Source organism: Streptomyces misionensis (assembly GCF_900104815.1).
Lineage (GTDB): Bacteria > Actinomycetota > Actinomycetes > Streptomycetales > Streptomycetaceae > Streptomyces > Streptomyces misionensis.
The window spans coordinates 7,761,285-7,783,798 of record NZ_FNTD01000004.1; the positions used below are offsets into that span (position 1 = coordinate 7,761,285).

Consider the following 22,514-nt stretch of genomic DNA (forward strand, 5'->3'; position numbering starts at 1 on the left):
TGTGTCTCAGCGAACTATGAGATGCAACTGGGCCGCCGATCACCCTGTCTGGATGGGCAGTAGGCCCGCTCACCAGGAGCGGGAGCCGCCCTGAGGGGGAATCTGATGCGCGTTCGTAAGTTCTCGATGCTCGCTGTCGCCGGTGTGGCCGTCGGTCTGTCGCTCACGGCCTGCAGCGGCGGCAGTGGCTCGGACGGCGCCTCGTCCTCCTCCAGCCCCTCCGTGACGGCCAGTTCGTCGGCCGGTTCCACGAGCGGCGCCCAGTCCGGCTCCTCGGCCGGCAAGTCCGGCGCGGGCTCGGTCAAGACCACGGGCTCGGGCAGCGCGAAGAAGTCCGGCGTCAGCTGCACCAACCAGATCGACTACGCCGGTGACCCGCGGTCCAACGCCGAGATCAACAGCATCGGTGAGCAGACGGGTCACTGCCCGGCACCCGAGAAGGGCAGCAAGCCCGCGGGCACACCGAAGAAGCCCGGTGTCAGCTGCACGAACCAGGTCGACTACGCGGGCGACCCCCGTTCCAACGCGGAGATCAACTCGGTGGGCGAGCAGACGGGTTACTGCCCGACGCCGGAGAAGGGCAGCAAGCCGGCCGGCACGCCGAAGAAGCCCGGTGTCAGCTGCACGAACCAGGTCGACTACGCCGGTGACCCGCGGTCCAACGCCGAGATCAACAGCATCGGCGAGCAGACCGGCTACTGCCCGCCGGTCCAGCACTGAGCCACCGGCCTGGCGGTACGCGCGGGGCGCGGAGGCCATGCCGACCGTACGGTCCCCGCTTCGGGCAACACCGCCGTGTCCTGGCGGCGTTGCCCCGGGGGGCCGGGGTCGGATCCGCGTGGCCGGTGGCACGGAGACCTGCCGAAGTACCCGTGCACGGTGACGCGCTGACCAGATCACTCCGTCACGGTCAGGCACTCGGCGAGCAGATCGACCACGTCCTGCCAGGCTCGCCGCGCGTGCCGTGGGTGATAGCCGACGCCGGGGCGCACGGTGTGGTCGACCGACGGGTGGTGAAAGGCGTGCAGGGCGCCGCCGTAGACCACGAGGCGCCAGTCGACGCCCGCGGCCTGCATCTCGGCGGTGAACGCGTCCCGCTGCGCGGGCCCCATGATCGGGTCCTGCGACCCGACGCCGGCCCACACCGGGCAGCGAATGCGCGCCGCCTCGCCCGGTCGGCCCGTGATCAGTCCGTTGACCGTCCCGATCGCGCGCAGGTCGACGCCGTCACGCCCGAGTTCCAGCGCGATCGCGCCGCCGGTGCCGTAGCCGACGGCGGCGATCCGGTCGGGGTCGGTCCGCGGCTCGGCGCGCAACACGTCGAGCGCCGCATGACCGATGTCCCGCATCCGCTCGGGGTCGGCGAGCAGCGGCATGCAACGGGCCAGCATCTCCTCGGGGTCACCCAGATAGCGCCCGCCGTGAAGGTCGAAGGCCAGCGCTACGTATCCCAGTTCGGCGAGAGCATCGGCCCGGCGGCGCTCGACGTCGCTGAGTCCCGTGCCCTCCGGACCGAGCAGCACCGCGGGCCGGCGATCGACTCCGGCCGGGAGCGCGAGGTGCCCGATCATCGTCAGACCGTCGGCCGGGTACTCGACCGTGCGGGTGGTAATCGTCGTCATACGGCCGGACTGTAGTGATCGCCGAGCCCGTCGGGCCGCTGTTCCGCCGCCGGCGGAACAGCGCGGGTGCTCCTCCGTCATGCGGCGATGGGACAGGGCGCACGCGCCGTGCCGGCTGTCTACAACCTTTCGTCTTCCCAGGTCGTCCAACTCGCCGCCCGATCCTGATCATTGCATCGGGCTGTTGTCCGACTCATCGGGAGATGTCATGAGTTCTGTCTTCGTCATGCGCGCACTGCGGCGCGGGGCGTGCGCCGCAGCCGTGGGGGCGCTGGTCGTCGCCGGTCTCGGCACGGGGACGGCCTACGCCGACGAGGCGCAGACCGACCAGTTGTGGATACAGGCGCCGTACGAGCAGGCGGTCACCGTCGCTCCGGCGGGCGGCTCGGCGCAGTACCGCTCGCTGGCGCTCGGCCTTTACCACGACAACAGCGACTTCTCGGTGACGGACGGCCGGTTGACCGTCGACGTCTCCGGACTCGCCGGGGTCGCCGAGGTGGTCTGGCCCGACAACTGCACTCCGGACGACGCCGGTTCGGTCGCCGTGTGCGACACCGGGGACGTGCCGACCCGGTACACGCCGCAGGTCCAGCTGAAGGTGCGCGCCGCAGCGGGCGCCGCCGTCGGCACCCAGGGGGCGATCGAGTACTCGGCGGAGGCGACCGGCGGGCCCGACGGGAAACTCGTCGCCCCGGAGTACTCGGCGGAAACCTCCGTGACCGTCGGCTCCGGCCCGGACCTCGGTGTGAGCACCCCGCAGGACGCCTCCGGGGTCGAGCCCGGCACGAGCCTCACCGTGCCGTTCTCCGTCACCAACACGGGCAACGAGACCGCCCACGGCTTCAGCGTGCGGATGTGGGCGACGTACGGCCTCGATGTCGTCACCCGCTACCCGCAGTGCACATACACCGGGCCGGACGAGGACAGCACATACATGTCGATGACGTATGTGACCTGCTCGTTCGACACCGAGGTCGCGCCCGGCGCCACCGTGGAGCTGCCGGAGCCGCTGCGGCTCGCGGTCACCGACCACGCGCTGTACGAGCGGTTCGACTACGAGGTCGAGCCCGGCGCCGGCGCCACCGACCTCGACGGTTCGGACAACGGCCGCTCCCTGCACGTCGACGCCGACAACACCGCCGACTTCGCCGTGCACGGCACCGAGGTGAGCGGCGCGGCCGGCGACACCGTCACCGCCGCCTTCCGCTTCGACAACCGGGGCCCGGCCTGGGTCGGCAACGTCAGCTCCGGCGACCCGGTCGCCGTGCTCGACTTCTACCTCCCGGAGGGAACCACCGCCATATCCGTGCCCGACACCTGCCGCAACGCCTGGAAGTCGGGCGACGACCCGGCGATCGGCCACTACGCCTGCACACTGCCGATGTGGGCCAAGCCGGACCTGCGGGTCGGCTTCCCGTTCCAGCTGCGCATCGACCGGGTCGTCCCCGACGCCACGGGCCGCGTCGTCGCCCGGCCCGACTACGGCACGGCCTTCGCCTTCGATCCGGACACCGAGAACAACTCCGCCGAGGTGGTCGTGAACCCGTCCGCCTGACGGGCGCCCCGCCCGGGGCCCGGTGCCGAACTTCCGGCACCGGGCCGAAAATCCCCCGAAGACGGCGGCGGAACCGGCAAAGTGACCCCATGACCACGTCACCAGATGCCAAGGCCGACCTTCACCGCTACCTGCAGACCGCCAGGGAGGCCTTGCTGTGGAAGCTCGAAGGACTCTCGGAGTACGACATCCGCCGCCCGCTCACACCGACCGGCACCAACCTGCTGGGCCTGGTGAAGCATGTCGCCGGTGTGGAACTGGGCTACCTCGGGGCCACGTTCGGCCGGCCCTCCGAGGAGCCGCTGCCCTGGGTCGGGGACGACGCCGAGACGAACGCGGACATGTGGGCCACGGCCGACGAGTCCCGCGAGTCCATAGTGGGCCTCTACCGCCGCGCGTGGTCCCACGCGGACGCCACACTGGAGGCGCTGCCCCTCGACACGATCGGCAAGGTGCCCTGGTGGCCGACCGGCCGCGACGAGATGACACTGCACCACGCCGTCGTCCGCGTGCTCACCGAGACACACCGCCACGCCGGACACGCCGACATCGTCCGTGAACTCATCGACGGCGACGTCGGCGAGCGCAAGGACAGGGACAGCATGGCACCCGGCGACTCGGCGTGGTGGGAGTCCTACCGCGACCGCCTGGAACAGGCAGCGCGCCAAGCCGACGACAGGAGCGCTGCCGAGAACTGACGGCCGATGCCGGGGGAGTTCTCCAACTGTTCCGTTGATACCGTGACGTCGTTCGATGCGACCAGTCAGGGGGGACGGTGGCCACGGAAGTCGTCGTCACGGCGGGGCTCCGGTACGGGCCCAGCGACAAGCTCATGGACGTCTACCGGCCCACGGGCGCGCCGGGACCCGCGCCGGTGGTGCTGCTCTGGCACGGTCGGGGCCCCGACGAACGGGACGTCCTCGCGCCGGTCGCCCGCGCCGCCGCGGAGCGGGGCGTCCTCGTCCTGGTGCCGGACTGGCGGCCCGATGCTCCGGACGGCGGCCGTACGCACCTGATGGAGTCCGCCGCCTTCGTACGGCAGCGCGCGGCCGGCCTCGGTGGAGACCCCGGGCGGGTGGCACTCGCCGGTTGGTCGCGCGGCGGCAAGGCCGCGGTGGGCGTCGCACTGAACCCCACGGCATTCGGCGACTGGCGACCGCAGGCCGTCGTGGGGATCGCGGGCGCCTACGCCTCGGCCGCCCCCAGCACCGGAACCGTTCCGCTGGAGGACCTGCGCCGGGACGGCGGCCTGCTGCCACCGATACCGGTGTGGCTGGTGCACGGCACCGCCGATCCGGTGGTGGACGTGGCACGCTCCCGAGAACTGCACACGGCGCTCGGGGAACAGGGCTGGCCGGCGTCCCTCGCCGAGGTCCCGACCGATCACGCGGGCGTCGTCATGACCGAGTACGCCCCCGAACGCGAGCGCTGCCTGCCCAGCACCGCCGCCCACGCGGTGGCGGCGGGCGCGCTGACCGCCGACGTCCTGGCCCGCGCGGCGACGACCGCCGCCCGGCACTCCGCCCACCGGTCGTGACCGGCCGAGCCCACCCGAGGGGAAACCGATACCGGTGAACGAGGACGAACGGGCCGTGCGGGCGGCCGTCGACGGGGAGATGCGCCTCCTCGATCCAAAGGTGCGCGCCTCCCCGGCCCGGGTCCTGGACCTGCTGGACCCGGAGTTCACCGAGATCGGGGCTTCCGGACGCCGCTGGGACGTGCGATCGATCCTCGCCGTGACGAGCGACGGTTCGGTGTCCCCGCAGTCGCCGGTCGAGGTCAGCGACATGTCGGGTGCCGTCCTCGCGCCGGGCGTCGTCCACCTGACGTACGTCGCTGACCACCAGGGCCGCCGGGCCTGGCGAAGCTCGGTGTGGCGGCTGACGGAAGCGGGCTGGCGGCTGTACTTCCACCAGGGCACGCCGACCGGCTGAGCGACGGCCGGAACACGCACCGCGTGCGGTGCGGACGCCACGGATGACAACGGGGGGCGACCATGAAAAGAGTTCTCGTGTCCGCTTTGGCCGGTGCCGCGCTCGCCTCGATGGCCGCGTGTACGAGCCCCGGCGTACCGCCCCGGACCAGTTCGCCCACCACGTCGCGCGCCGCCTCCCCGCGGGCCACGACGGCCGGCCGCGAGGAGGTGACGGCCGCGGCGCGGCGCCATCTGCTGGTACAACTGCCGGCGAAGGACCACCCCGGCCGGGCTCCGATGTCCACGGCCGCCGTCGACCGGGGCGCCGCGCTGTTCGTCTGGGAGACCGGCGACAGGCGATTCTGCTTCGGCTCCGCCGCGGCGACCGGCGGGGCCGTCATGACGAGCTGCGCCTCGTCCCCCGGCAGCACCGCCTACTCCTCGCGTCCCACGGTCGTCCCTCTCGTCGTCACCGTGATCACCGATCAGCACGAAGTACTCGGCGCGGACCGCGAAGCCGTCGTGAAGGTGACGTGCGACGGCAGCCCCCTCGCACTGCGGCGGCTCGCTCCCGTCCTCGACGGCCGGCGCTTGCTCTACGCCTTCGACGTCCCCGCGCGGACCGGCGGCCGGGTCACCGTGACCGTCCGACGCGGACACACCACTGCCACGGAACACATGAAGCTGCTCTGGGCGGGCCACGGGGACCGCCCGTCATGCCGCTGACACGACACGGCCACCACGGTCGGCGCGGAGCGTCCGGCACGCACTGCGATGTCCGCCGCGCGTGTGCCGCCGCGTACACGCCGCGGGCCGCAGGCCCCTTCGTCCGGTTTCGCCGTGTGGCTGCGGGAAAGTCGGGATCCGTGGCGTCCTACGGAGCGGAGCAGCGCGTACGGCTGCCGGCGTTGCGCGCCGAATGGCTGACGCAGACGTTCGTGCACTGGTCCTACCCCGCTGAGCAGGTGCAGCGCCTGCTGCCGGCCGGGCTGACCGCGGACACGTGCGACGGGCGGGCCTGGGTGAGCCTGACGCCGTTCGTGATGGCGGGCGTACGGGTGCCGGGGTCCCCGCTCGCCGTGCCTCCCTTCGCGGAGACCAATCTGCGCACCTACGTGCGCGGCCGGGACGGCAGGGACGGCCTGTGGTTCCTGTCCCTCGAAGTGGCGTCCCCGGTGATGCTGGCGGCCCGCGTGATCGGCGCGCCGTACCGCCTCGGGCACCTGGGGCTGTCCCGCGACGGCGACGCTCTGACCTATGCCGGCGTCCGGGGACGTGGCGGGCCGTCGTACCGCCTCACCGTCCGGCCGGGCGAACCGCTCCGGCCGACCCGCCGGGACGTGTGGCTGACCTCGCGCTGGCGGGCCTTCACCCGCGGGTACGGCGTGCTCTGGGAGACGCCCGTCGAGCACGAGCCCTGGCCGCTGCGCGCGGCGCACGTCGAGGGCCTCGACGAGACGCTGACGAGGGCGGCCGGGCTGCCCCCGCCCGCCGGGGAGCCGCTGGCGCACTTCTCGGACGGGGTCCACACGGTGCGCTTCGCGCCCTCGCGACCGGTGTGGCGGAAGGGAAGACGGTGAGGCGATGCGTGCGGCCGGGTCAATCCCGAGGACGCGGGTGGATGACGCGGACCTCCGGTGAGGGCACGCGGGCCCGGCGGCCCGTCCGGATGCGCTTCGAGGGATGGATCGCCGGCCTCGGTACGGCGTCCGGAACCCGGCTGGTCGTGGGCCACTGGCCGCGCTCGCCCTTCGGGCCGTTCAGCGACGTGATGGTCGAACGGCCCGACGGGCACCGGCTGCTGCTGGCCCCGACCCGGCGGACGGCCGAGTTCGTCGCCGGTACGTACGCCTTCGACGAGGTGCGGATCGAACCCGTACGGGTCCGCGTCACCGGCGACGTCTGGGCCGTCACCGCGGGAGCGCTGCTCGATCTGCGGTTCACGGTCGGCCGGCGCGGCCCCGCGGGGCTGCTGCTGCGTGCGGTACCCGCGGCGCTGTCCGGCAGCCCCGGCTGGACCGCGGTGACGGACCCGCTAGCCCGTTTGCTGCTGGGCGTGCGCACCCGGGGCACGGCCGGCGGCGGGCGCCATGAGTGGTACGGCGCCCACGACCTGCACCGGATCACCCGGATGACCGCCGTGCTGCGGGGACGGAGCCTCGGTGCCCTCACGGCGGTGCGTTCACCGGTCCGGTTCGGCTTCGGCTCCACACCCCGCAGGCCCAGCCTGGTTCGGGTGACGACAACCGTGAGCACCCCTTGACCACCCACGGAAAGCGGAACCCACGGGGCGAAGGGTCGTACCCGCGGGCTCAACCGCCTTGCTCGGCAAGGGCCTTGATGCCCTGAAGGGTCGCCTCCATTCCGGCGAGCAGTTCCTTCGACCGGGAGGCGAGGATCTCCTCCTCGCGGTCGGGCCAGCGTTCGAGCGCCAGCGTGACTCCGCTGCGGCCCGGCCCGATCAGCACGGACTGCCGCAGCAGGGTGCCGCCGTTCTCGGCCTGGAGTTCGCAGCGCCAGGTCGCCATGGGCCGTGCCGGATCCGGCGCCGGTTCTCCGTAACGGCCGTCCGCGTCCGTGACGGCCCAGGCGAACACCTTCGGCTCGGCCAGCTCGACGACATGGGAGACGGTGCGCCACTCGCCGAGCCGCTCGTGACGGTTGTACCCCTCGAAGCGGGCGCCGACCACGGGGCGGTCCGCGCCGTCGAGCCAGGCGACGCGTTGCAACTCCGGGCTGTGCCGGGCGGGCAGCCGGATGTCGGTCACCAGCTCCCATACCCGCCGCACGTCCGCCTGGACGTGAACGTCACAGTGCACGCTCGGGCCATCGGCGAATCGCATGTCGTCCCCCTCGATGTCGGATCTCGGCTCATCCACGGCCTTGATCACTTTGACAGCAAGGCCCTTGATGAGTCGAGCGGCCGCGGCGGACTTTCTCGTTCGCGCCGGGCCGCTACGTACGCGCTGGGGGTGACGGTTCGGCGGTGAGACCGCCGAGGGCCGCGACAGCCAGTCGTACGGCCTTGTCCGCCACGGCCTCGTAGTCGTCGCCCGCCTCCAGCGCCGTGGTCGCGGCGTTGACGAACCCTTGCAGCAGCCGTGCCGTCCGCAGCGGGGCGTCGTCGCCGAGGTCCGCCAGCGCGCCCACGAGAGGGTCGAGCAGGGCCCGGTGTGCCGCGTCCGCGCCCGCGCGCAGCGCCGCGGCGTCCTGCGCGTCGGCGTCGGCCCGGGCGATGCGGTGCTCGCCGTCGCGGACCATCTCCAGCTGCGCGGTGACGTAGGCGGCCACCCGGTCGCGGGGCGAGTCGCCGGCGGCGGCGAGGGCGGCGTGGATGCGCTCGGTCCAGCGCGGAGCGGCCTCCCGGACCACCTCGGTCAGCAGCTGCCTGCGGTCGGCGAAGTACTTGTAGACGCTGTTGCGGGCCAGCCCGGTGCGGCGGGCGACCGCGGCGAACGTCACCTCGCAGGCGCCGCCCTCGGCGAGCAGTTCCCGTGCCGCTTCGAGCAGGGCGGCCCGCTGCTGGGCGCGGTGATCGGCGACCGACGCGGCGTGGATCTTGGGCACACGGTCAGTTTAGGACCCCCACTTGGGGACGCCGCGTCCCCATCTTCTATTTTAGGGACGCCATGTCCCTATCTTTGGAAGGAACACCGTGTTCCTCGCCCTGCTGGAACTCAAGGCGGCCCGCGGCCGCTTCCTGCTGATGGGCAGCGTCGTCGTCCTCGTCGCCGCGCTCGTCGGTATCGTCTCCGGGTTCACCACCGGCCTCGGTGACGACACCGTCTCCGCCCTGCGCAGACTGCCCGCCACCCACATCGCCTTCGCCGCCGGCTCGGACTCCGACCAGTTCGCCCGCGGTCTGATCGACGAGCGGACCGTCGACGGCTGGCGGCGGGAAGCCGGCGTCTCGGCCACCCCGCTCGGCGTCGCCATCACCCGCGGGACCACCGACCGGCACGTCGAGGTCGACCTCGCCGCGTTCGGGGTGGAACCCGGCGCCTTCACCGACCCCGGGGCCGACGACGGCAAGCCCCTCGCCGCGAGCGCGCCCCAGGGGATCGTGGTCTCCCGCCAACTCGTCGGCGACGGTGTCCGCATCGGCGACACCCTCGCCATCGACCGGCTCGGCATCCGGCTGAAGGTCGTCGGCACCACCGGCCGCTCCTCCTACGGGCACGTCCCCGCCGCCTACGTCACCGCCGACACCTGGCGCCGCATCCGCTTCACCACACCGGGCACCGACGCGCGCCCCGGCGACCTCCCGCGCCAGTACAGCGCGATGGCCCTCAAGCTCCCCACGGGCTTCGACGCCACGACGCTCGCCGACGCGGACCACCGCCACCACACGGCCACCGTCCCGCTCGACGACGCGTTCGCCGCGGCCCCCGGCTACGAGGGCGAACGCCTGACGATGACCTCCATCCAGACCTTCCTCTTCCTCATCGCACCGCTGGTCGTCGGCGCCTTCTTCGCCGTGTGGACGGTGCAGCGCACCCCGGAACTCGCCCTGCTGCGCGCCATGGGCGCCTCCCGCCGCCGCCTGCTCGGCCACACCCTCGCGCAGGCCGCCGTGGTCGTCGTCGCCGGAACGGCCGCCGGAGCCGTACTCGCCTCCGCTGTCGGCCTGTTCGTCGGCGAGCAGGTGCCCTTCAGCCTTCCCGCCGCCACCCTCGCCACCACCATGGCCGCGGTGACCCTGGTCGCACTCGCGGGCTCCGCCTTCACCCTGCGCCGCGTCACCACCGTCGACCCGATGATCATGCTGGGAGCCGCACGATGACCCTCCGCCTCGACGACATCACCGTCACCCTCGGCCGCGGCGAAGCCCGCACCACCGCCCTGCGGGCACTGACCGCCACCTTCCGGCCGGGCGTCCTCACCGCCCTCGTCGGCCCCTCCGGCTCCGGCAAGTCCACCCTCCTCGCCGTCGCGGGCGCCCTGCTCCGCCCCGACGAGGGACGGGTCCTGCTCGGCGACACCGACCTGGCCGCCCTCACCGACCGCGAACGCGCCCGCGCCCGCCGCACCCGCATCGGCTACATGTTCCAGAGCGGCAACCTCATCACCGGCCTCACCGCCGAGGAGCAACTGCTCGCCGCCGCCTCCCTCGCCGACCGCGGACCCCGCGCGGTCCGAGCCCGGGCCCGCGACCTGCTCGCCGACGTCGGCCTCGAACACCGGCTCCGCCACCGGCCCGACCAGCTCTCCGGCGGCGAACGCCAACGCGTCGCCCTGGCCCGCGCCCTGCTCACCCGGCCCGAACTCCTCCTCGTCGACGAACCGACAGCCGCCGTCGACCGGACCCGCGCCGACGACCTGACCGCACTCATCGCACGCACCACACACGAGCACGGCTGCGTCACCGTCGTCGCCACCCACGACCCGGTGGTCGTCGAGGCGGCCGACGGCACGATCGACATGCGGGACCACACCGCCGCGCCTACGGCCTGAGCCCCGGCCCGGCCCGCCGACACCCCGTCGGCGCCCCTGAGAAGGAGCGCCGACGGGAGGCAACCGATCCGCCTCAGGACCCCGCGCCGTAGTAGGAGATCTTGTCGTCGAGGACCTCCATCGCCCGGTGGAGCGCCGCCACCCAGTGCTCCAGTGCGGCACGGCGCTCACGGAGGAAGGCGACCCGGTCCCGGGCGGAGTGCTCGGCGCGCAGGATGGCGACGAACTCCCGCAGGTCCGCGATGCCGAGGCCCGCCTCGCGGAAGCACGTGACCAGGCCGATCCAGAAGATGTCGTCCTCGGTGTACTCCCTGCGCCCGCCCGGGGAACGCCGGATCGGTCCGATGAGCCCTTCGCGCTCGTAATAGCGCAGCGTGTCGATGGACACGCCGGTGCGGTCGGCGGCCGCCGCCGGCGAGAGGGTCGTCATACGGTCTCCCGGGTGAACCGTCACTACCGCGCTCCGGCGAAGCGCGCCAGGTGCTCGTCGTCGAGACGCACTCGGCGTGCGGCGAGCGCCTCCTCGATCTGCTCCGCCCGGCTCGCGCCGACGATGGGGTCGATTCCCTGCCGCATCAGCCACGCGAGGACGACCTGGTTCCTGGTGACCGAGAGTTCCCCCGCGATGTCGCCCAGGACCGCGAGCACCCGTTCGGTCCCCGGGTGATCATAGGTCCGCGGAAGCGGCTTGTCCGGGCGAACGTACGATCCCCACATCAACGAGCTGTACGACCAGACGCCCAGCCCCTCCGCCCGCGCCAGGTCCAGGTCCTCGGCGCTCAGCATGCGGTGGCCTGCCTCCGCGACCGGGGTGAGCGGACGCGGCTGCACGAGTGAGTGGCGCAGTTGCAGCGCCGTCCAGGGTTCCACGCCCTGCTCCCGGGCGAGCGACCGGGCACGCGCGACGCGCCAGGCGGGATGGTTCGCCGCCCCGACCCTCAGGGCAACGCCCTTCGCGGCCAGTTCACCGAAGGCACCGACCGTCTCCTCCAGCGGCACGGCACGGTCCTCCGCGTGGGCCCAGAGCAGGTCGACGTGATCGGTCCCCAGCCGCAGCAGGCTCTCCTCGGCCCCGGCCTGGACGGCGCGCGCGGACAGCCCTTCGGCGCTGTCCGGCCAGGAGTGCGGAACGAGCGGGTTCTGCCGGACCTTCGTGGCGATCCGCACCGCATCGCGCGCCCCCGGCCGGGCCCGGAGCCACGCGCCGATGACCTCCTCGCTCGCGCCGCCGATGCCACGGGGGTCGGCCCAGAACGAGTAGCAGTTCGCGGTGTCCAGCCAGACTCCGCCGCCGTCGACGAAGGCGTCGAGGACCGCGAAGGCCCGCTCGCGGTCCACGCGGGTGCCGAAGTCCATCGTCCCGAGGACGACCTGGGGTCGAGCGGAGGTTCGAGTGGAGGCTTGAGTGGTGTTCATGCGCCCATGCTCGAATCTGGAGCGCGCTCCAGGTCAAGACAGGGCGCGGGCGGCTTGCCGGCCGAGGGCGGCGTCAGGCCGGCTTGCGCCACACGGAGATGTGCTTGACCGAGTCCTGGGTGAACGGCGCCCCGTCCCAGTCCGCGACGCGGCGCTCCGGTTCCAGCCCGGCGATCCGCGCCATCAGATCCAGCTCCGCCGGCCAGGCGTACCGGTGCCGGGAGGCGTCGCGGCGGTAGCGGCCGTCGTCGCCGTCGCGGGTGAAGTGGTGCGAGACGAGGATCTGCTCGACCAGATCGAAGGTGTCGAAGCCGAGGTGCCGCTCGGAGACGTCGAACGGCACCGCGACCTGCCCGGGCGGCAGGAAGCGCAGCGGCGGTACGCCCAGCTCGATGACGAACCGGCCGCCGGGCGCCAGATGACGTGCGGCGTTGCGGAAGCACTCGACCTGCTCGTCCTGCGTGAGCAGGTTCGAGATCGTGTTGTAGACGAGATAGACGAGGCTGAACTCGCCGGGAACGACGGTCTTGGCCATGTCTCCGATGACGACCGGGAGCACGTCCTCGCCGACCTTGCGCCGCAGGACCGCTGCCATGTGCTCGGAGAGTTCGACACCCACCACCGGCACGCCGCGTTCCCGGAGCGGAACGCCCACCCGCCCCGTCCCGATGGCGAACTCCAACGCCCTTCCGTCTCCGGCGAGTTCGGCGAGGAAATCGAGGGTGGGTCCGAGAACGGCGGCCGAGGACATCTCGGTCTCCTCGGCGTCGTAACGGTCGGCGGTCGCACGGTTCCACAGCTCACTGCTCGTCACGGGCGGCCACTCTGCCGGTTGGCGCGGGACGATGTCGAGGCATTTACCCGGCCGCCGGGCGGGGCCCGCCCCCTTGCCGACGATGGTGGGCCCCGCCCGTGTCGAAGAACCCGTCTCCACGGCCCGGTGTCTGCGGCAGCGCCCGGTCGTCACCGCGCGGGCAGCCGTCCGGCCTGGCTGTCAGACCGCCCCGCGCCAGGCTCCGGTCTCGGTGCCGCGGGACTCGATGAACTCCTTGAACCGCTTCAGGTCGCCGCTGACCTGGCGCTTGACGAAGCCGAGCTTGTCCCCGACGGTCTCGGTCACGCCCTCCGGCGTGTAGCCGAGTTGCAGCATGACCTTGGTGGTGTTGTCGTCCAGACGGTGGAACGTGACGACACCCGCCTGCTTCGCCTCGCCGTCGATCGAAGTCCAGGCGACGCGCTCGTCGGGGATCTGCTCGGTGATCTTCGCGTCGAATTCGCGCTCGACCCCGTCGATCTTCGTCTTCCAGTGGGTGAGGGTGTCGGTGCGCTGCTCGACGCGCTCGACGCCCCCCATGAAGCGGGGGAATTCCTCGAACTGGGTCCACTGGTTGTAGGCGGCGCGGACGGGGACGTTGACCTCGATGGACTCTTCGACCTGGGACATGCGCTCCTCGCTTCCTGGTGTACGGGTTGGACGAGGAGCGGGTTCCAGGCTAGGGGCCGTTCATGCCTGATCCGTTGCCGGTGGTCGGCCGGCGCCGTGGGCGCGGGCCGTTTGTCGTCTCGGGTCAGAACGCGCGGAAGTCCTGGAAGGAGGGCTCGAACGGGGGGTCGGGCAGGCGGTACGCCTTGCACCGCGCCCGTTGCCGGCCCTGCGGCCGGACGCCGACCGGCTCGCCGGGAAAGGCGTCGGGGAGGGCCTGCCAGCCCGTGTTCCGCTCGTAGTACCGGACGGCCGTGTGCACGGACGGCCACCAGTCGTCGTCGATGACGACCAAGCCGCCGGGACGGACGATCTTGCGCAGGAAGTACAGGTCGACGAAGACTTCGTGAAACCGGTGACTGCCGTCCACGAAGGCCGCGTCGGCCACGAAGCCCTCGCCGAGGAGCCGAGGCAGCGCGATCGACGACGGACCGGGCACGAGCCTGGCGATCGAGTCCAGCCCCGCCGAACACAGCAGCTTCCAGCCGACGTTGGCGTACTCGCTCTCTTGGAACGGGTCGATGACGACGTGCCGGGGAGACGGCGCGCCGACGGTCAGCAGTGCCTCACCGATGGCGAGCGCGGAAGCGGCGTACGCGAGACCGATCTCCACGACCTTCCCGGCCCCCTCGCAGACCAGCAGATCCCGCAGCTGGTCGCCATGGCGTTCGGGAACGGAGACGGTCTCGAAGTCCCTCTCGTGGTCGCGCGCCCACGGAGGCCCCTCCCGGGCGAGCCGCCTCCGCACCTCGCTAACCCGCGCCACCCGTTCCTCCGCGTTCGCCATGCCACCCATCCCTCGCACCGGAAGTCCGCCCCGACCGGGACCCGGCTCACTGGCTCAGGTGAGCCAGAAAACCCTCCTTCACAAGGTAAGGGCGTTCAGGGGGCAGGAGTTGCTGTGCGGCGTCCAGATCCCCGGCCTTTACGTGCGCGTGGACCCTGTGGGCGAGAGGGGTGATGTCGGTGATCGAGGTGATCCACTCGTCCGCGTAGAGACGTGCCGCCTCCCCGGCGAGGCCGAGCTGGAGGGACCGGTAGGGAAGCGGCTGGAGGCGCAGGTCGCGTTCGGGGTCCCACTGCACCCGGGCGGGAGCCCGCTTCAATTGGCGCTTCCACGTGGCCTCGTCGGCGTGAAGCCCCCGCACGTAGTGGGAGAGGCAGGCGTTCTCCAACGCCCATTCGAAGCCTTCGCGGGAGATCTCGACGGCGAGGACGGTCTCCTGGCCTTCCTTCGCCCCCCACCCGCAGCGGTACATCATCCACAGGAACGACGGCTTGATCCAGGTCATCCGGTCCCTCTTCCACGTCGGCGGAAACCGGCCCTCATGGGCTGCCCGGCGGCCGATCTCCGGCGTGTACGCCTGGTAGACGGTGACGGTGGAGTCGGTGTACGTGGCCCGGATGCGGTTCGTGGGTTCTGTCATGGGAACAGGGTGGTCACACCCAGGTGAGGGCGCCATCGAATTACCGTGCCCACCAGGGTCATCCGGGCCCCAGGTCACCGGGCGGGCGGGGAGGGGGCCGGTGAGCCCCGCCGCGTCGAAGAGGCGCCGCGCGCTCCCGCCGCCCCCGTACACGACCGCGACGCGTTCGGGTACGGGGGCGCGGAGTCCGGGTGCCGGTGTCCGGCGCGGTCTCAGGACCTCTGGTGGACGACCATCGCGGAGCCGCCGCCGCGCCGCTTCGGCTCGGCGACCGCCGTGACCTTTCCGTGGGACCCGAACTCCAGCGCGGCGACCGCGCCGATCTCGGGTGACGGGGTGAAGGCCGGCGGGGCCAGGACGAAGCGCTCGCCGAGGGCTTCGAGCGCGGGTCGCTCCGGCGAGTCGAGGAACGCGGGCTCGGCCTCCGTCGTCGCGCCGTTGCGCTGCGATATGCGCGGCGCGGCGACCGCGTCCGGCAGGGTCATGCCGAGGTCGAGGCGGTTGACGAGGGTCTGGAGAACGGTGGTGATGATGGTGGCGCCACCCGGCGAACCCACGGCGATCACGGGCTTGCCGCCGCGCATGACGATCGTCGGCGACATGCTGCTGCGCGGCCGCTTGCCGGGCCCCGGCAGGTTCGGGTCGGGCACGCCTTCCTGCAAGGGCGTGAAGTCGAAGTCCGTCAGCTCGTTGTTGAGCAGGAACCCGCGGCCGGGAACCGTGATCGCCGAGCCGCCGGTCTGCTCGATCGTCAGCGTGTAGGAGACGACGTTGCCCCAGCGGTCGGAGGCCACCAGGTGGGTGGTCGACCGGCCTTCGTAGGGTTCGAGGGCGCCGGTGCCCGAGTCGGAGCAGCCCGCGGGGTGGCGCGGGTCGCCCGGGGCGACGGGGCTGGTCAGCGACGTGGTGGGCCGGATCAGGCAGGCGCGGTCCTTCGCGAACTCCTTGCCCAGCAGTTCCTGGGTCGGTACGTCGGAGAACGCCGGGTCGCCCACCCAGCGGTTGCGGTCCGCGAACGCGATCCGGCTGGCCTCCAGGTAGTCGTGCAGGGCCTGCACCTTGTCGGCCGGGGACAGGTGGAGGTTCTCCAGGATGTTGAGGGCCTCCCCGACCGTGGTGCCGCCGGAGGAGGACGGTGCCATGGAGTACACGTCAAGGCCGTGGTACGTCGTACGGGTCGGGGCCCGCATGATCACCCGGTAGGCGGCGAGATCCGCGCGTTCCATGAGGCCGGGGCGCACCTTGCGCGTGGAGCCCGGGGCCACCGGCGGATTCTGGACGGTCCGCACCACGTCGCGGCCGACGTCGCCGAAGTACATCGCGTCCATGCCGGTGCGGGCCAGCTCCCGGTAGGTCCGGGCCAGTTCCGGGTTGCGGAAGAGGCTGCCGACCACCGGCAGCCGACCGTTCGGCAGGAACAGCCGGGTGGTCGAGGTGAAGGCGCGGAAGCGGTCCTCGTTCATCTCGGTCTGGGCGCGGAACTGCTCGTTGACGACGAATCCCTCGTCCGCGATCCGGATCGCCGGCCGCATGACCTCGGCCAGCGAAAGGGTGCCCCAGGCGTCCAGGGCCTTCCGCCAGGTCGCCGGGGTGCCCGGAACACCCACGGACAGGCCGGAGTTGACGGCGTCGTCGAATGGGATCGCCTTGCCGGTGGCCGGATCGGTGAACGAGTCGGACCGCATGCGGGCCGGTCCGGTCTCCCGGCCGTCGATGGTGTGGACGGTCCTGGTTCGGGCGTCGTAGTAGACGAAGTAGCCGCCGCCTCCGACCCCGCACGAGTAGGGCTCGACGACACCGAGCGCGGCCGCGGTGGCGACGGCGGCGTCGATGGCGTTGCCGCCGCGGCGCAGAACGTCGATACCGACCTGTGTGGCGTAGGGGTTGACGCTGGCGACGGCACCGCCGTCACCGACGGCGACCGCCTGCTTGGCGGGCGGCTGGAGCCCGGGAGCCGTCTCCTGCGGGGCGGCGGGGGTCGAGGCGGCGGCGGTGTGGGGGAGCAGGGGAAGAGTGAGCAACGCCGTCGAAGCGGCGGTCACCAGGGTACGGCGGGTGGTCACGAAACCTCCGATTTCACCCCTCGTGAGAGGGAGTCGCCGACTGGAGCGGGGGGTGCGCGAAACATTTGCAGCCGGCCGTGGGACGGGCAACCGTGTGGATCAAGGTTTGCGGAAGATCTGAGGTTTCCCGCCGGTAGGGGACGACGGTCGGTCCAGAGGCCGACAAGGAGCCAACGGCCCAGGTCGGCGCGCTCGGTGGGCTGGGGTCGCGGCGGATCGGTCAGCGCGAAGTCTCCGTATAACTCACCGTCAGTTCATGGATTTCACAGGGCACTTGCTCGCCCACGCGGTCAGCCGTCTGTGGCGCGTTGCGCCCCTCCGGGAGCGTACCGGGCAAGGCGTGCGAGCGGGGTCAGGGCCATCGACGCCGGGAACAGCGGCATGACCGCGGCCGTCACGGGCCCCGGTCGTCCGCGGTTCGGGTGCCCGATCGGGCGGCCCGGCGCGCGCGGGCACGGCAGCGGTGCGAGCGTGGAGGGGAACAGGCGGTACCGGCCGTCGCGCTGGGTGGATGGAACGGAGCAGGCCATGGCGCGGGCGATCTGGACAGGGGTGATCACGTTCGGGCTCGTCACCGTCCCCGTCGGGTTGTACACGGCGGTCCAGGACCACACGGTCCACTTCCACCAGCTTCAGCGCGGCACCTCCGACCGGATCCGCAACCGGCGGGTGAACGAGCGCACCGGCGACGAGGTCGGCCCCGACGACATCGTCAAGGGCTTCGAGGTCGGCGAGGGCGAGTACATCGTCGTCGAACCCGAGGAACTGGACGAGATCGCGCCCGGCCGCTCCCAGACCATCGACATCACCGACTTCGTCGCCTTGGAGCAGATCGAGCCGGTCTACTTCGACCGGAGCTACTACATCGCCCCGCGCGGCAAGGAGTACACCAAGGTCTACGAGTTGCTGCGGGCGGCACTGGCCGAAGGGAACAGGGTCGGCATCGCCACCTTCGTGATGCGCAACAAGCAGTACCTGACCGCGCTGCGCGCCGAGGACGACGTGCTGGTGCTGCAGACGCTGCACTGGGCGGACGAGGTTCGCGACCCGGGCGAGGAACTGCCCGAACTGCCCTCCGGCCGGGCCGCGCGGGGCAAGGAACTCCAGATGGCGCGGCAGTTGATCGATGCCCTCAGCGGGGACTGGGATCCCGGCCGGTATCACGACACCTATCAGGAGAAGGTGCGCGAGCTGGTCGAGGCGAAGGCGGAGGGCAAGGAGATCACGGCGGCCGAGGCGCCGCCGGAGGCCACCAACGTCATCGACCTGATGAAGGCCCTCGAAGGCAGTCTGGACGCCGTGCGCTCCGGCCGCGGCAGCGGGGAGACGGCCGGGCGGAAGGGCAAGAGCGCCCCGCGCAAGACCTCCCACGCCCCCGCGGCGGGGACGCCGGCCCGGAAGGCCCCGCCGAAGAAGACCGGGACGGCGTCCAGGCGCTCCCGAGGCGGAGGCTCCGGCGGCAAGGACGGGTTGCGGCAGCTGAGCAAGGCGGAGCTGTACCGGCGGGCGAGCGACCAGGGCGTCCCCGGCCGGTCCAGGATGAGCCGTGAGGAACTCCTCGACGCCCTCACACGCACCGGACGCCGTCGCAAGAAGAGCGCCGCCTGACCCAGTCAGGGCCCCGGCGGGGAGGCGGGGGCCGCCGGGGAGGCGGCCGCGGGGCGCTTGGTGTCGTACTGGTCCGCGGTGACGGTCAGCGACTGCGCGACCTGGCGCAGATAGGAGATGAGCCGCTCGGTCTCCTCCTGGTCGTTCTCGGTCGACTGGGCGGCCTGTTCCCACCGCTGCTGAAGGAGCGCCTCGGCCTGCGCCCTCGCGGCCCGCACCATGTTGCGGGCCTGCTCACGGGCCGCGGTGACGGTCTGTTCGGCCGACTGCTGGGCGCGCGCCTGCTGCAGCACGGCGTCCACGGTCGGCACCCCGGTGGGGCTGCCGCCGTCACCGATGTTGTTCGCCCGGATCCAGTCCCGGTGACGCTGCATGTCCGCCCGCAGCCGGTCGTTCTCCTCCGTGAGCGCGGTCAGCGCCTGGGCGCAGCGCCGCAGCGCGTCGTGCACCGCCTCTTCGCTGTAGCCGCGACGGGTCAGGGGCGCGCGGGGAAAGGTCATCGATCGCAGGGCCTCGGGCGTCACCCAGGGCTCCCGGGACTCCTGTGGCTGGGGGGCTCCTGTCTCGTTCACTTGTCTCCGATCACCGAGCGTCTTCGTAGTGCAGCAGGTCGTGGGGGATTCCTGCGCCCGCCAGATCACGCACGGTGGCGGAGACCATGGCCGACGAACCGCAGATGTAGAAGGAGCGTCCACCCCCCGCGCCGGAGCGCAGGACCGGGCCGGCGAGGCTTCGGTTGTCGAAGGTGCCGGCATCGGCGCCGACCAGCGGAGTGACGCGAAGCCACGGGTGGACCTGGGCCAGTTGCCTGAGCACGGGCAGGTCGTACAGGCCGTGGTTGTCGCGTGCCGCGACGAACAAGTCGACGCGGCGGTACGGGCCGTGCTGCACGATCTCCTCGACCAGGGCCCGCAGCGGGGCCAGGCCGGTGCCGCCGGCGACCAGCACCAGGTCCCGGCCCTGGGACGCCCGCAGCGTGAGCCGGTTTCCGACCGGGGCGCCCAGGCGCAGCACGTCGCCCTGGCGCAGCCCGTACACCAGGGCGGGGCTGAGCAGGCCGCCGTCGACGGCGCGCACGTGGAACTCGATGGTGCCGTCGGCGCGTTGCGCGTTGGCCGGGGTGTAGGGCCGCCAGGTGCTGGGCAGCATCGGGGCTTCCACCATCACGGACTGCCCGGCCTGGTACGCCATCGGGTGGTCCAGGCGCAGCGTCAGCACCGCGAGGTCGAAGCCGCGTTGCTCGTGCCGCACCACCTGGGCGTTCCACCAGGCCGGATTGACCGCACCGTCCGCTTCGGCGGCTTGGATCATGGTGCGGGCGACCAGGGAGTACGCCTCGGTCCAGCCACGCTGGAGTTCCGGGGTCCAGGCGTCGCCCAGGAAGTAGGCCAGCGTGGCCAGCAGCGCCTGTCCCACCGCCTCGTAGTGCTGGGCGACGACCTGGAACCTGCGGTGGTCGCGGCCCAGTTGCTGGAGGAAGGGAATGAGCCGGTCCGGGTCGTCCGCCTCCGCGACGATCCGCCCGAGCGCGGCGACGAGCCGGTCGCGCTGGGCCCCCATGGCCACCGGGAACATCGGCCGGACCTCCGGCGCGATGAGGAACAGGTAGGAGTAGAAGTACCGCGGCACCTCGTCCCCCGACTTGCCGACGAGAGCGAAGGAATCTCTCAGCGCCTGGGAATCGCTCACGTCCGCCCTCCGGTGACTGACATCAGGGTGACCTCCAAAAATCGGGTGCCGTCCGACGGCTCGCGGTGAGGAGCCGTCAGCGGCCGGATCAGCTCTGGGCCGCCTCGCCGGCGGCGACCATGGTGCTGCTGATCACGCCGTAGACCGCCGTCCAGGACTCCTCGACGGCCGGTGTCCAGGCATCGCCCGCGTGGTGGCGCAGGGCCGCTATCAGGCTGGCGCCCACGGCCGGGTAGTGCTCGGCCAGTGCGCCGTATCCCGCGTGGCGCCGCCCGAGGTTCTGCAGCATGCCCATGAGGGTGTCGGTGTTCTCCAGGTTCGAGACCAGGGCGCCCAGCGCCGCCCACAGGCGGTCACGCTGTTCGTCGAGGTGCGCCGCGAACAGGGGGCGCACGCCGGGGTGGTGGGTGAACAGGTGGTCGTAGAAGTACTCGGTCACCTGCGAACCGTGCGGCTGAACAGCCGCGAAGCTGCTCCGGATCAACGCGATGTCTGCGGTCATGGCGGCCGACTGTAGCCAGCGGTCCTCTATTCGAACAAATTGAGTTCCTGATGCAACCGATCTGCGGACGTATTGCCGAATTCGCTGGTCAACCGCTATGTGCCCGCTGTGGTTTACCGTGCGGTATCGACCTGCTCGCCAGGGGTGGTACCGGTTTGACGAGACGGCAGGGAAGTTCGGCAAACTTCTGGTAACTCTCCTGACACGGCGTTCACTTGCGGATGCGGGGGACCGTCCCGGCGGCCCGCGTACGCGCTGGTGGGAGGGTTGTGCGGCGAAACTCCCGCAGGTCCGCGCCGGATTGGCACCCGGGTGGGCGGGGCAGACGGACGTCCGGTTGTCCGGTTGGTGGACGTGCCGCCGTTCGGGCGCCGGCCCGGCGGCGCAGGGAGGGACGGGTACGGGTGGTTGAGCGATCGACGACGGGGCCGGGCGGACAATCCTCGCCGGCGGAGCGCGACGGTGTGCGGAAGCCGCCGCTGCGCCCCGGCCGCTACGACCCGGCCGATTACGCCGGGCCAGTGCTGCGCAGCGCCGCGGAGGCCGGTGTGTCTGCGGTGCTCCTCATGACGGTGCTTCACGTCGAGGCGTACAAACCGCACCATCCGCTGCTCGAACGGCTGTGGCAGTGGTGGAAGCCCGGGGCGTCCTTCGGCGTGGCCAACATGCACCGCGCGACGTTCGAGCGGGTACGGCGCGCGCACGGCCTGCCGGGGCGGTGGCAGGATCTCCGCGACGATCCCGCGTTCGCCGTCCACGCGGCGGCCCTGCACATGAAGGACCTCGACCGGCGCCTTCCGAGGCGGCACGTGCGCCGCTACACCCGCGACGAACTCCTCGCCCTGGGCTACAACACGGGCGAACGCAACATGCGGGCCTTCGCCCGAGGCATCCCGCCGGGCCCCATGGCGCGGTCGTACCTGCGCCGGTTCCGTGCCTACCGGAGCCGCGCCGCCGAGGCGCTGGCCGACCGCGGCGACGCGCGCGGCACCGGGCGGCGAGAGGTCTGACGAGCCCCGGGAAAGCCAGGCCCGGCCCTGCGGTTCGGAAAGAAAGGTTCCCCTGGTCCGGGGTAGACGACGAGCACAATCGCGTCGACCCCTGAAGGAGACGAACCGTGGACAAGGGCAAGCAGATCACCGGTGCGGCCCGCGAGGAACTCGCACAGGAGATGAAGAAGCAGTACGAGCAGGGCATGTCCATACGGGCCATCGCCGAGGCGCACGGACGGTCGTACGGGTTCGTCCACCGGGTCCTGACCGAGACGGACGTCTCTCTGCGCAGCCGGGGCGGCGAACGTCCCCAGCGGCGGCGCCTGGAAGGAGCCGGCCGCTCACCGAGGTGAGGTCGGCCCGCCTCGCCGGCGACCCGTGAGGGGAACCGCACCCGGTGTGCGCATGCCCCGCATTTCGTGAAGATAACTTGCGATTTGTATGCATGTAGGCGCGAGGTAAGGGCATTCGATGGCCAGGAGGTTGATAGCAATGGTTCCCCTGCTTCTGGTTCTTCTTCTGGCTCTGATCCTCTTCGGTGCGGGCTTCGCGCTGAAGGCACTGTGGTGGATCGCGGTGATCGTGCTGGTCGTCTGGCTGCTCGGCTTCGTCGTCCGGTCCGCGGACGGCACGGGCCGCAAGGGTCGCTGGTATCGCTGGTAGACGCAGACGACCGGCGTGAGATGCGCCGGCGGTAAACGAGATGCATGACGTGGGGCCCGGCCGGGTGAGGCCGGGCCCCACGTCATGCTTGGGGGACCGTGCAACGACACAGGGGGGCGGAACGG

At 71.8% G+C, this 22,514-nt stretch carries 27 protein-coding genes; 14 read left to right on the forward strand and 13 right to left on the reverse strand.

All coding sequences use genetic code 11. The annotated features are described in order from the left end of the window. The first annotated feature begins 105 nt into the window (after positions 1 to 105). Entirely contained in the window at positions 106 to 720 is a 615-nt protein-coding gene (locus BLW85_RS36045; RefSeq protein ID WP_074995632.1) for a hypothetical protein, read from the forward strand. Positions 721 to 896: 176 nt separating this feature from the next. Here BLW85_RS36045 and BLW85_RS36050 read toward each other — a convergent pair whose 3' ends face one another. Beyond that, positions 897 to 1,622: a dienelactone hydrolase family protein gene (locus BLW85_RS36050; RefSeq protein WP_074995635.1), complete on the reverse strand. Its 726-nt coding sequence runs from the start codon at positions 1,620 to 1,622 to the stop codon at positions 897 to 899. Between the two features lie 208 nt (positions 1,623 to 1,830). Here BLW85_RS36050 and BLW85_RS36055 point away from each other — a divergent pair, with 208 nt between their 5' ends. The 7 genes from BLW85_RS36055 (at position 1,831) to BLW85_RS36085 (ending at position 7,355) form a co-directional block, all read left to right on the forward strand. Further along, entirely contained in the window at positions 1,831 to 3,177 is a 1,347-nt protein-coding gene (locus BLW85_RS36055; protein ID WP_074995637.1) for a COG1361 family protein, read from the forward strand. 89 nt (positions 3,178 to 3,266) lie between these two features. After that, complete coding sequence (locus BLW85_RS36060) at positions 3,267 to 3,875, forward strand: DinB family protein (RefSeq protein ID WP_074995640.1); 609 nt, start codon at positions 3,267 to 3,269, stop codon at positions 3,873 to 3,875. Between the two features lie 77 nt (positions 3,876 to 3,952). Further along, positions 3,953 to 4,714, forward strand: a complete 762-nt coding sequence (locus BLW85_RS36065) for an alpha/beta hydrolase (RefSeq protein ID WP_107409241.1) — start codon at positions 3,953 to 3,955, stop codon at positions 4,712 to 4,714. A 79-nt stretch (positions 4,715 to 4,793) separates the two neighbouring features. Then, a complete protein-coding gene (locus BLW85_RS36070) occupies positions 4,794 to 5,111 on the forward strand; it encodes a nuclear transport factor 2 family protein (RefSeq protein ID WP_079172685.1) in 318 nt (105 codons plus the stop codon). Between the two features lie 77 nt (positions 5,112 to 5,188). Next, on the forward strand, positions 5,189 to 5,818 hold the full coding sequence (locus BLW85_RS36075) for a hypothetical protein (RefSeq protein WP_167381463.1): 630 nt from the start codon (positions 5,189 to 5,191) through the stop codon (positions 5,816 to 5,818). Positions 5,819 to 5,958: 140 nt separating this feature from the next. Next, the gene (locus BLW85_RS36080) at positions 5,959 to 6,672 is read left to right on the forward strand and encodes a YqjF family protein (protein ID WP_070029819.1); all 714 of its coding nucleotides are present in this window, start codon (positions 5,959 to 5,961) and stop codon (positions 6,670 to 6,672) included. A 41-nt stretch (positions 6,673 to 6,713) separates the two neighbouring features. Then, on the forward strand, positions 6,714 to 7,355 hold the full coding sequence (locus BLW85_RS36085) for a hypothetical protein (protein ID WP_074995645.1): 642 nt from the start codon (positions 6,714 to 6,716) through the stop codon (positions 7,353 to 7,355). A 49-nt stretch (positions 7,356 to 7,404) separates the two neighbouring features. Here BLW85_RS36085 and BLW85_RS36090 read toward each other — a convergent pair whose 3' ends face one another. Both BLW85_RS36090 and BLW85_RS36095 read right to left on the reverse strand, forming a co-directional pair. Beyond that, positions 7,405 to 7,935, reverse strand: coding sequence for an SRPBCC family protein (locus BLW85_RS36090; protein ID WP_070029936.1), 531 nt, complete (start codon positions 7,933 to 7,935; stop codon positions 7,405 to 7,407). Positions 7,936 to 8,047: 112 nt separating this feature from the next. Continuing rightward, complete coding sequence (locus BLW85_RS36095; RefSeq protein ID WP_070029821.1) at positions 8,048 to 8,659, reverse strand: TetR/AcrR family transcriptional regulator; 612 nt, start codon at positions 8,657 to 8,659, stop codon at positions 8,048 to 8,050. An 88-nt stretch (positions 8,660 to 8,747) separates the two neighbouring features. Between BLW85_RS36095 and BLW85_RS36100 the strand changes: the two genes are divergently transcribed. Together BLW85_RS36100 and BLW85_RS36105 are read left to right on the forward strand one after the other, a co-directional pair. Beyond that, a complete protein-coding gene (locus BLW85_RS36100; RefSeq protein WP_074995648.1) occupies positions 8,748 to 9,875 on the forward strand; it encodes an ABC transporter permease in 1,128 nt (375 codons plus the stop codon). After that, positions 9,872 to 10,546 (forward strand): ABC transporter ATP-binding protein, encoded by a 675-nt coding sequence (locus BLW85_RS36105; protein WP_074995651.1) that lies wholly within the window; start codon positions 9,872 to 9,874, stop codon positions 10,544 to 10,546. Before BLW85_RS36100 ends, BLW85_RS36105 begins: the two co-directional genes overlap by 4 nt. 73 nt (positions 10,547 to 10,619) lie before the next feature. Here the strand turns inward: BLW85_RS36105 and BLW85_RS36110 are convergent, their stop codons facing one another. The 7 genes from BLW85_RS36110 to ggt all read right to left on the reverse strand — a co-directional run bounded on the left by BLW85_RS36110 (position 10,620) and on the right by ggt (position 16,935). Then, positions 10,620 to 10,976: a MerR family transcriptional regulator gene (locus BLW85_RS36110; RefSeq protein WP_074995654.1), complete on the reverse strand. Its 357-nt coding sequence runs from the start codon at positions 10,974 to 10,976 to the stop codon at positions 10,620 to 10,622. Positions 10,977 to 10,999: 23 nt separating this feature from the next. Continuing rightward, positions 11,000 to 11,962 (reverse strand): aldo/keto reductase, encoded by a 963-nt coding sequence (locus BLW85_RS36115; RefSeq protein WP_074995657.1) that lies wholly within the window; start codon positions 11,960 to 11,962, stop codon positions 11,000 to 11,002. Positions 11,963 to 12,035: 73 nt separating this feature from the next. Further along, the gene (locus tag BLW85_RS36120; RefSeq protein WP_074995659.1) at positions 12,036 to 12,776 is read right to left on the reverse strand and encodes a class I SAM-dependent DNA methyltransferase; all 741 of its coding nucleotides are present in this window, start codon (positions 12,774 to 12,776) and stop codon (positions 12,036 to 12,038) included. A 180-nt stretch (positions 12,777 to 12,956) separates the two neighbouring features. Continuing rightward, complete coding sequence (locus tag BLW85_RS36125) at positions 12,957 to 13,406, reverse strand: SRPBCC family protein (RefSeq protein WP_074995662.1); 450 nt, start codon at positions 13,404 to 13,406, stop codon at positions 12,957 to 12,959. A gap of 124 nt (positions 13,407 to 13,530) precedes the next feature. Next, positions 13,531 to 14,232: a class I SAM-dependent methyltransferase gene (locus BLW85_RS36130; RefSeq protein ID WP_074995665.1), complete on the reverse strand. Its 702-nt coding sequence runs from the start codon at positions 14,230 to 14,232 to the stop codon at positions 13,531 to 13,533. Between the two features lie 46 nt (positions 14,233 to 14,278). Then, positions 14,279 to 14,872 (reverse strand): DUF4291 domain-containing protein, encoded by a 594-nt coding sequence (locus tag BLW85_RS36135; RefSeq protein ID WP_070029828.1) that lies wholly within the window; start codon positions 14,870 to 14,872, stop codon positions 14,279 to 14,281. 212 nt (positions 14,873 to 15,084) lie between these two features. Beyond that, positions 15,085 to 16,935 (reverse strand): gamma-glutamyltransferase, encoded by a 1,851-nt coding sequence (gene ggt / locus BLW85_RS36140; RefSeq protein WP_079172544.1) that lies wholly within the window; start codon positions 16,933 to 16,935, stop codon positions 15,085 to 15,087. Between the two features lie 528 nt (positions 16,936 to 17,463). Between ggt and ku the strand changes: the two genes are divergently transcribed. Beyond that, positions 17,464 to 18,543, forward strand: coding sequence for a non-homologous end joining protein Ku (ku, locus tag BLW85_RS36145; protein ID WP_074995667.1), 1,080 nt, complete (start codon positions 17,464 to 17,466; stop codon positions 18,541 to 18,543). Positions 18,544 to 18,548: 5 nt separating this feature from the next. Here ku and BLW85_RS36150 read toward each other — a convergent pair whose 3' ends face one another. The 3 genes from BLW85_RS36150 to BLW85_RS36160 all read right to left on the reverse strand — a co-directional run bounded on the left by BLW85_RS36150 (position 18,549) and on the right by BLW85_RS36160 (position 20,734). Beyond that, a complete protein-coding gene (locus BLW85_RS36150; protein ID WP_279628624.1) occupies positions 18,549 to 19,238 on the reverse strand; it encodes a DivIVA domain-containing protein in 690 nt (229 codons plus the stop codon). Continuing rightward, positions 19,126 to 20,232: a globin domain-containing protein gene (locus BLW85_RS36155; RefSeq protein ID WP_074995673.1), complete on the reverse strand. Its 1,107-nt coding sequence runs from the start codon at positions 20,230 to 20,232 to the stop codon at positions 19,126 to 19,128. Before BLW85_RS36155 ends, BLW85_RS36150 begins: the two co-directional genes overlap by 113 nt. Before the next feature lie 88 nt (positions 20,233 to 20,320). Then, entirely contained in the window at positions 20,321 to 20,734 is a 414-nt protein-coding gene (locus tag BLW85_RS36160) for a globin family protein (protein WP_074995676.1), read from the reverse strand. 464 nt (positions 20,735 to 21,198) lie between these two features. Here BLW85_RS36160 and BLW85_RS36165 point away from each other — a divergent pair, with 464 nt between their 5' ends. From BLW85_RS36165 to BLW85_RS36175, 3 genes are all read left to right on the forward strand, one after another. Further along, on the forward strand, positions 21,199 to 21,744 hold the full coding sequence (locus tag BLW85_RS36165; protein WP_244174979.1) for a lytic transglycosylase domain-containing protein: 546 nt from the start codon (positions 21,199 to 21,201) through the stop codon (positions 21,742 to 21,744). 107 nt (positions 21,745 to 21,851) lie between these two features. After that, entirely contained in the window at positions 21,852 to 22,079 is a 228-nt protein-coding gene (locus BLW85_RS36170; RefSeq protein WP_070029834.1) for a helix-turn-helix domain-containing protein, read from the forward strand. Positions 22,080 to 22,218: 139 nt separating this feature from the next. Next, positions 22,219 to 22,389 (forward strand): DUF5670 family protein, encoded by a 171-nt coding sequence (locus BLW85_RS36175; protein ID WP_070029835.1) that lies wholly within the window; start codon positions 22,219 to 22,221, stop codon positions 22,387 to 22,389. Positions 22,390 to 22,514 lie beyond the last annotated feature (125 nt).

Excerpts from the sequence above, each read along its gene's own strand:
- BLW85_RS36125 (WP_074995662.1), bottom strand. The coding sequence starts at position 13,406 with ATGTCCCAGGTCGAAGAGTCCATCGAGGTCAACGTCCCCGTCCGCGCC.
- BLW85_RS36050 (WP_074995635.1), bottom strand. The coding sequence starts at position 1,622 with ATGACGACGATTACCACCCGCACGGTCGAGTACCCGGCCGACGGTCTG.
- BLW85_RS36160 (WP_074995676.1), bottom strand. The coding sequence starts at position 20,734 with ATGACCGCAGACATCGCGTTGATCCGGAGCAGCTTCGCGGCTGTTCAG.
- BLW85_RS36070 (WP_079172685.1), top strand. The coding sequence starts at position 4,794 with ATGCGCCTCCTCGATCCAAAGGTGCGCGCCTCCCCGGCCCGGGTCCTG.
- BLW85_RS36135 (WP_070029828.1), bottom strand. The coding sequence starts at position 14,872 with ATGACAGAACCCACGAACCGCATCCGGGCCACGTACACCGACTCCACC.
- BLW85_RS36110 (WP_074995654.1), bottom strand. The coding sequence starts at position 10,976 with ATGACGACCCTCTCGCCGGCGGCGGCCGCCGACCGCACCGGCGTGTCC.
- BLW85_RS36090 (WP_070029936.1), bottom strand. The coding sequence starts at position 7,935 with ATGCGATTCGCCGATGGCCCGAGCGTGCACTGTGACGTTCACGTCCAG.
- BLW85_RS36045 (WP_074995632.1), top strand. The coding sequence starts at position 106 with ATGCGCGTTCGTAAGTTCTCGATGCTCGCTGTCGCCGGTGTGGCCGTC.
- BLW85_RS36055 (WP_074995637.1), top strand. The coding sequence starts at position 1,831 with ATGAGTTCTGTCTTCGTCATGCGCGCACTGCGGCGCGGGGCGTGCGCC.
- BLW85_RS36115 (WP_074995657.1), bottom strand. The coding sequence starts at position 11,962 with ATGAACACCACTCAAGCCTCCACTCGAACCTCCGCTCGACCCCAGGTC.
- BLW85_RS36060 (WP_074995640.1), top strand. The coding sequence starts at position 3,267 with ATGACCACGTCACCAGATGCCAAGGCCGACCTTCACCGCTACCTGCAG.
- BLW85_RS36130 (WP_074995665.1), bottom strand. The coding sequence starts at position 14,232 with ATGGCGAACGCGGAGGAACGGGTGGCGCGGGTTAGCGAGGTGCGGAGG.
- BLW85_RS36105 (WP_074995651.1), top strand. The coding sequence starts at position 9,872 with ATGACCCTCCGCCTCGACGACATCACCGTCACCCTCGGCCGCGGCGAA.
- BLW85_RS36175 (WP_070029835.1), top strand. The coding sequence starts at position 22,219 with ATGGTTCCCCTGCTTCTGGTTCTTCTTCTGGCTCTGATCCTCTTCGGT.
- BLW85_RS36085 (WP_074995645.1), top strand. The coding sequence starts at position 6,714 with ATGACGCGGACCTCCGGTGAGGGCACGCGGGCCCGGCGGCCCGTCCGG.
- ku (WP_074995667.1), top strand. The coding sequence starts at position 17,464 with ATGGCGCGGGCGATCTGGACAGGGGTGATCACGTTCGGGCTCGTCACC.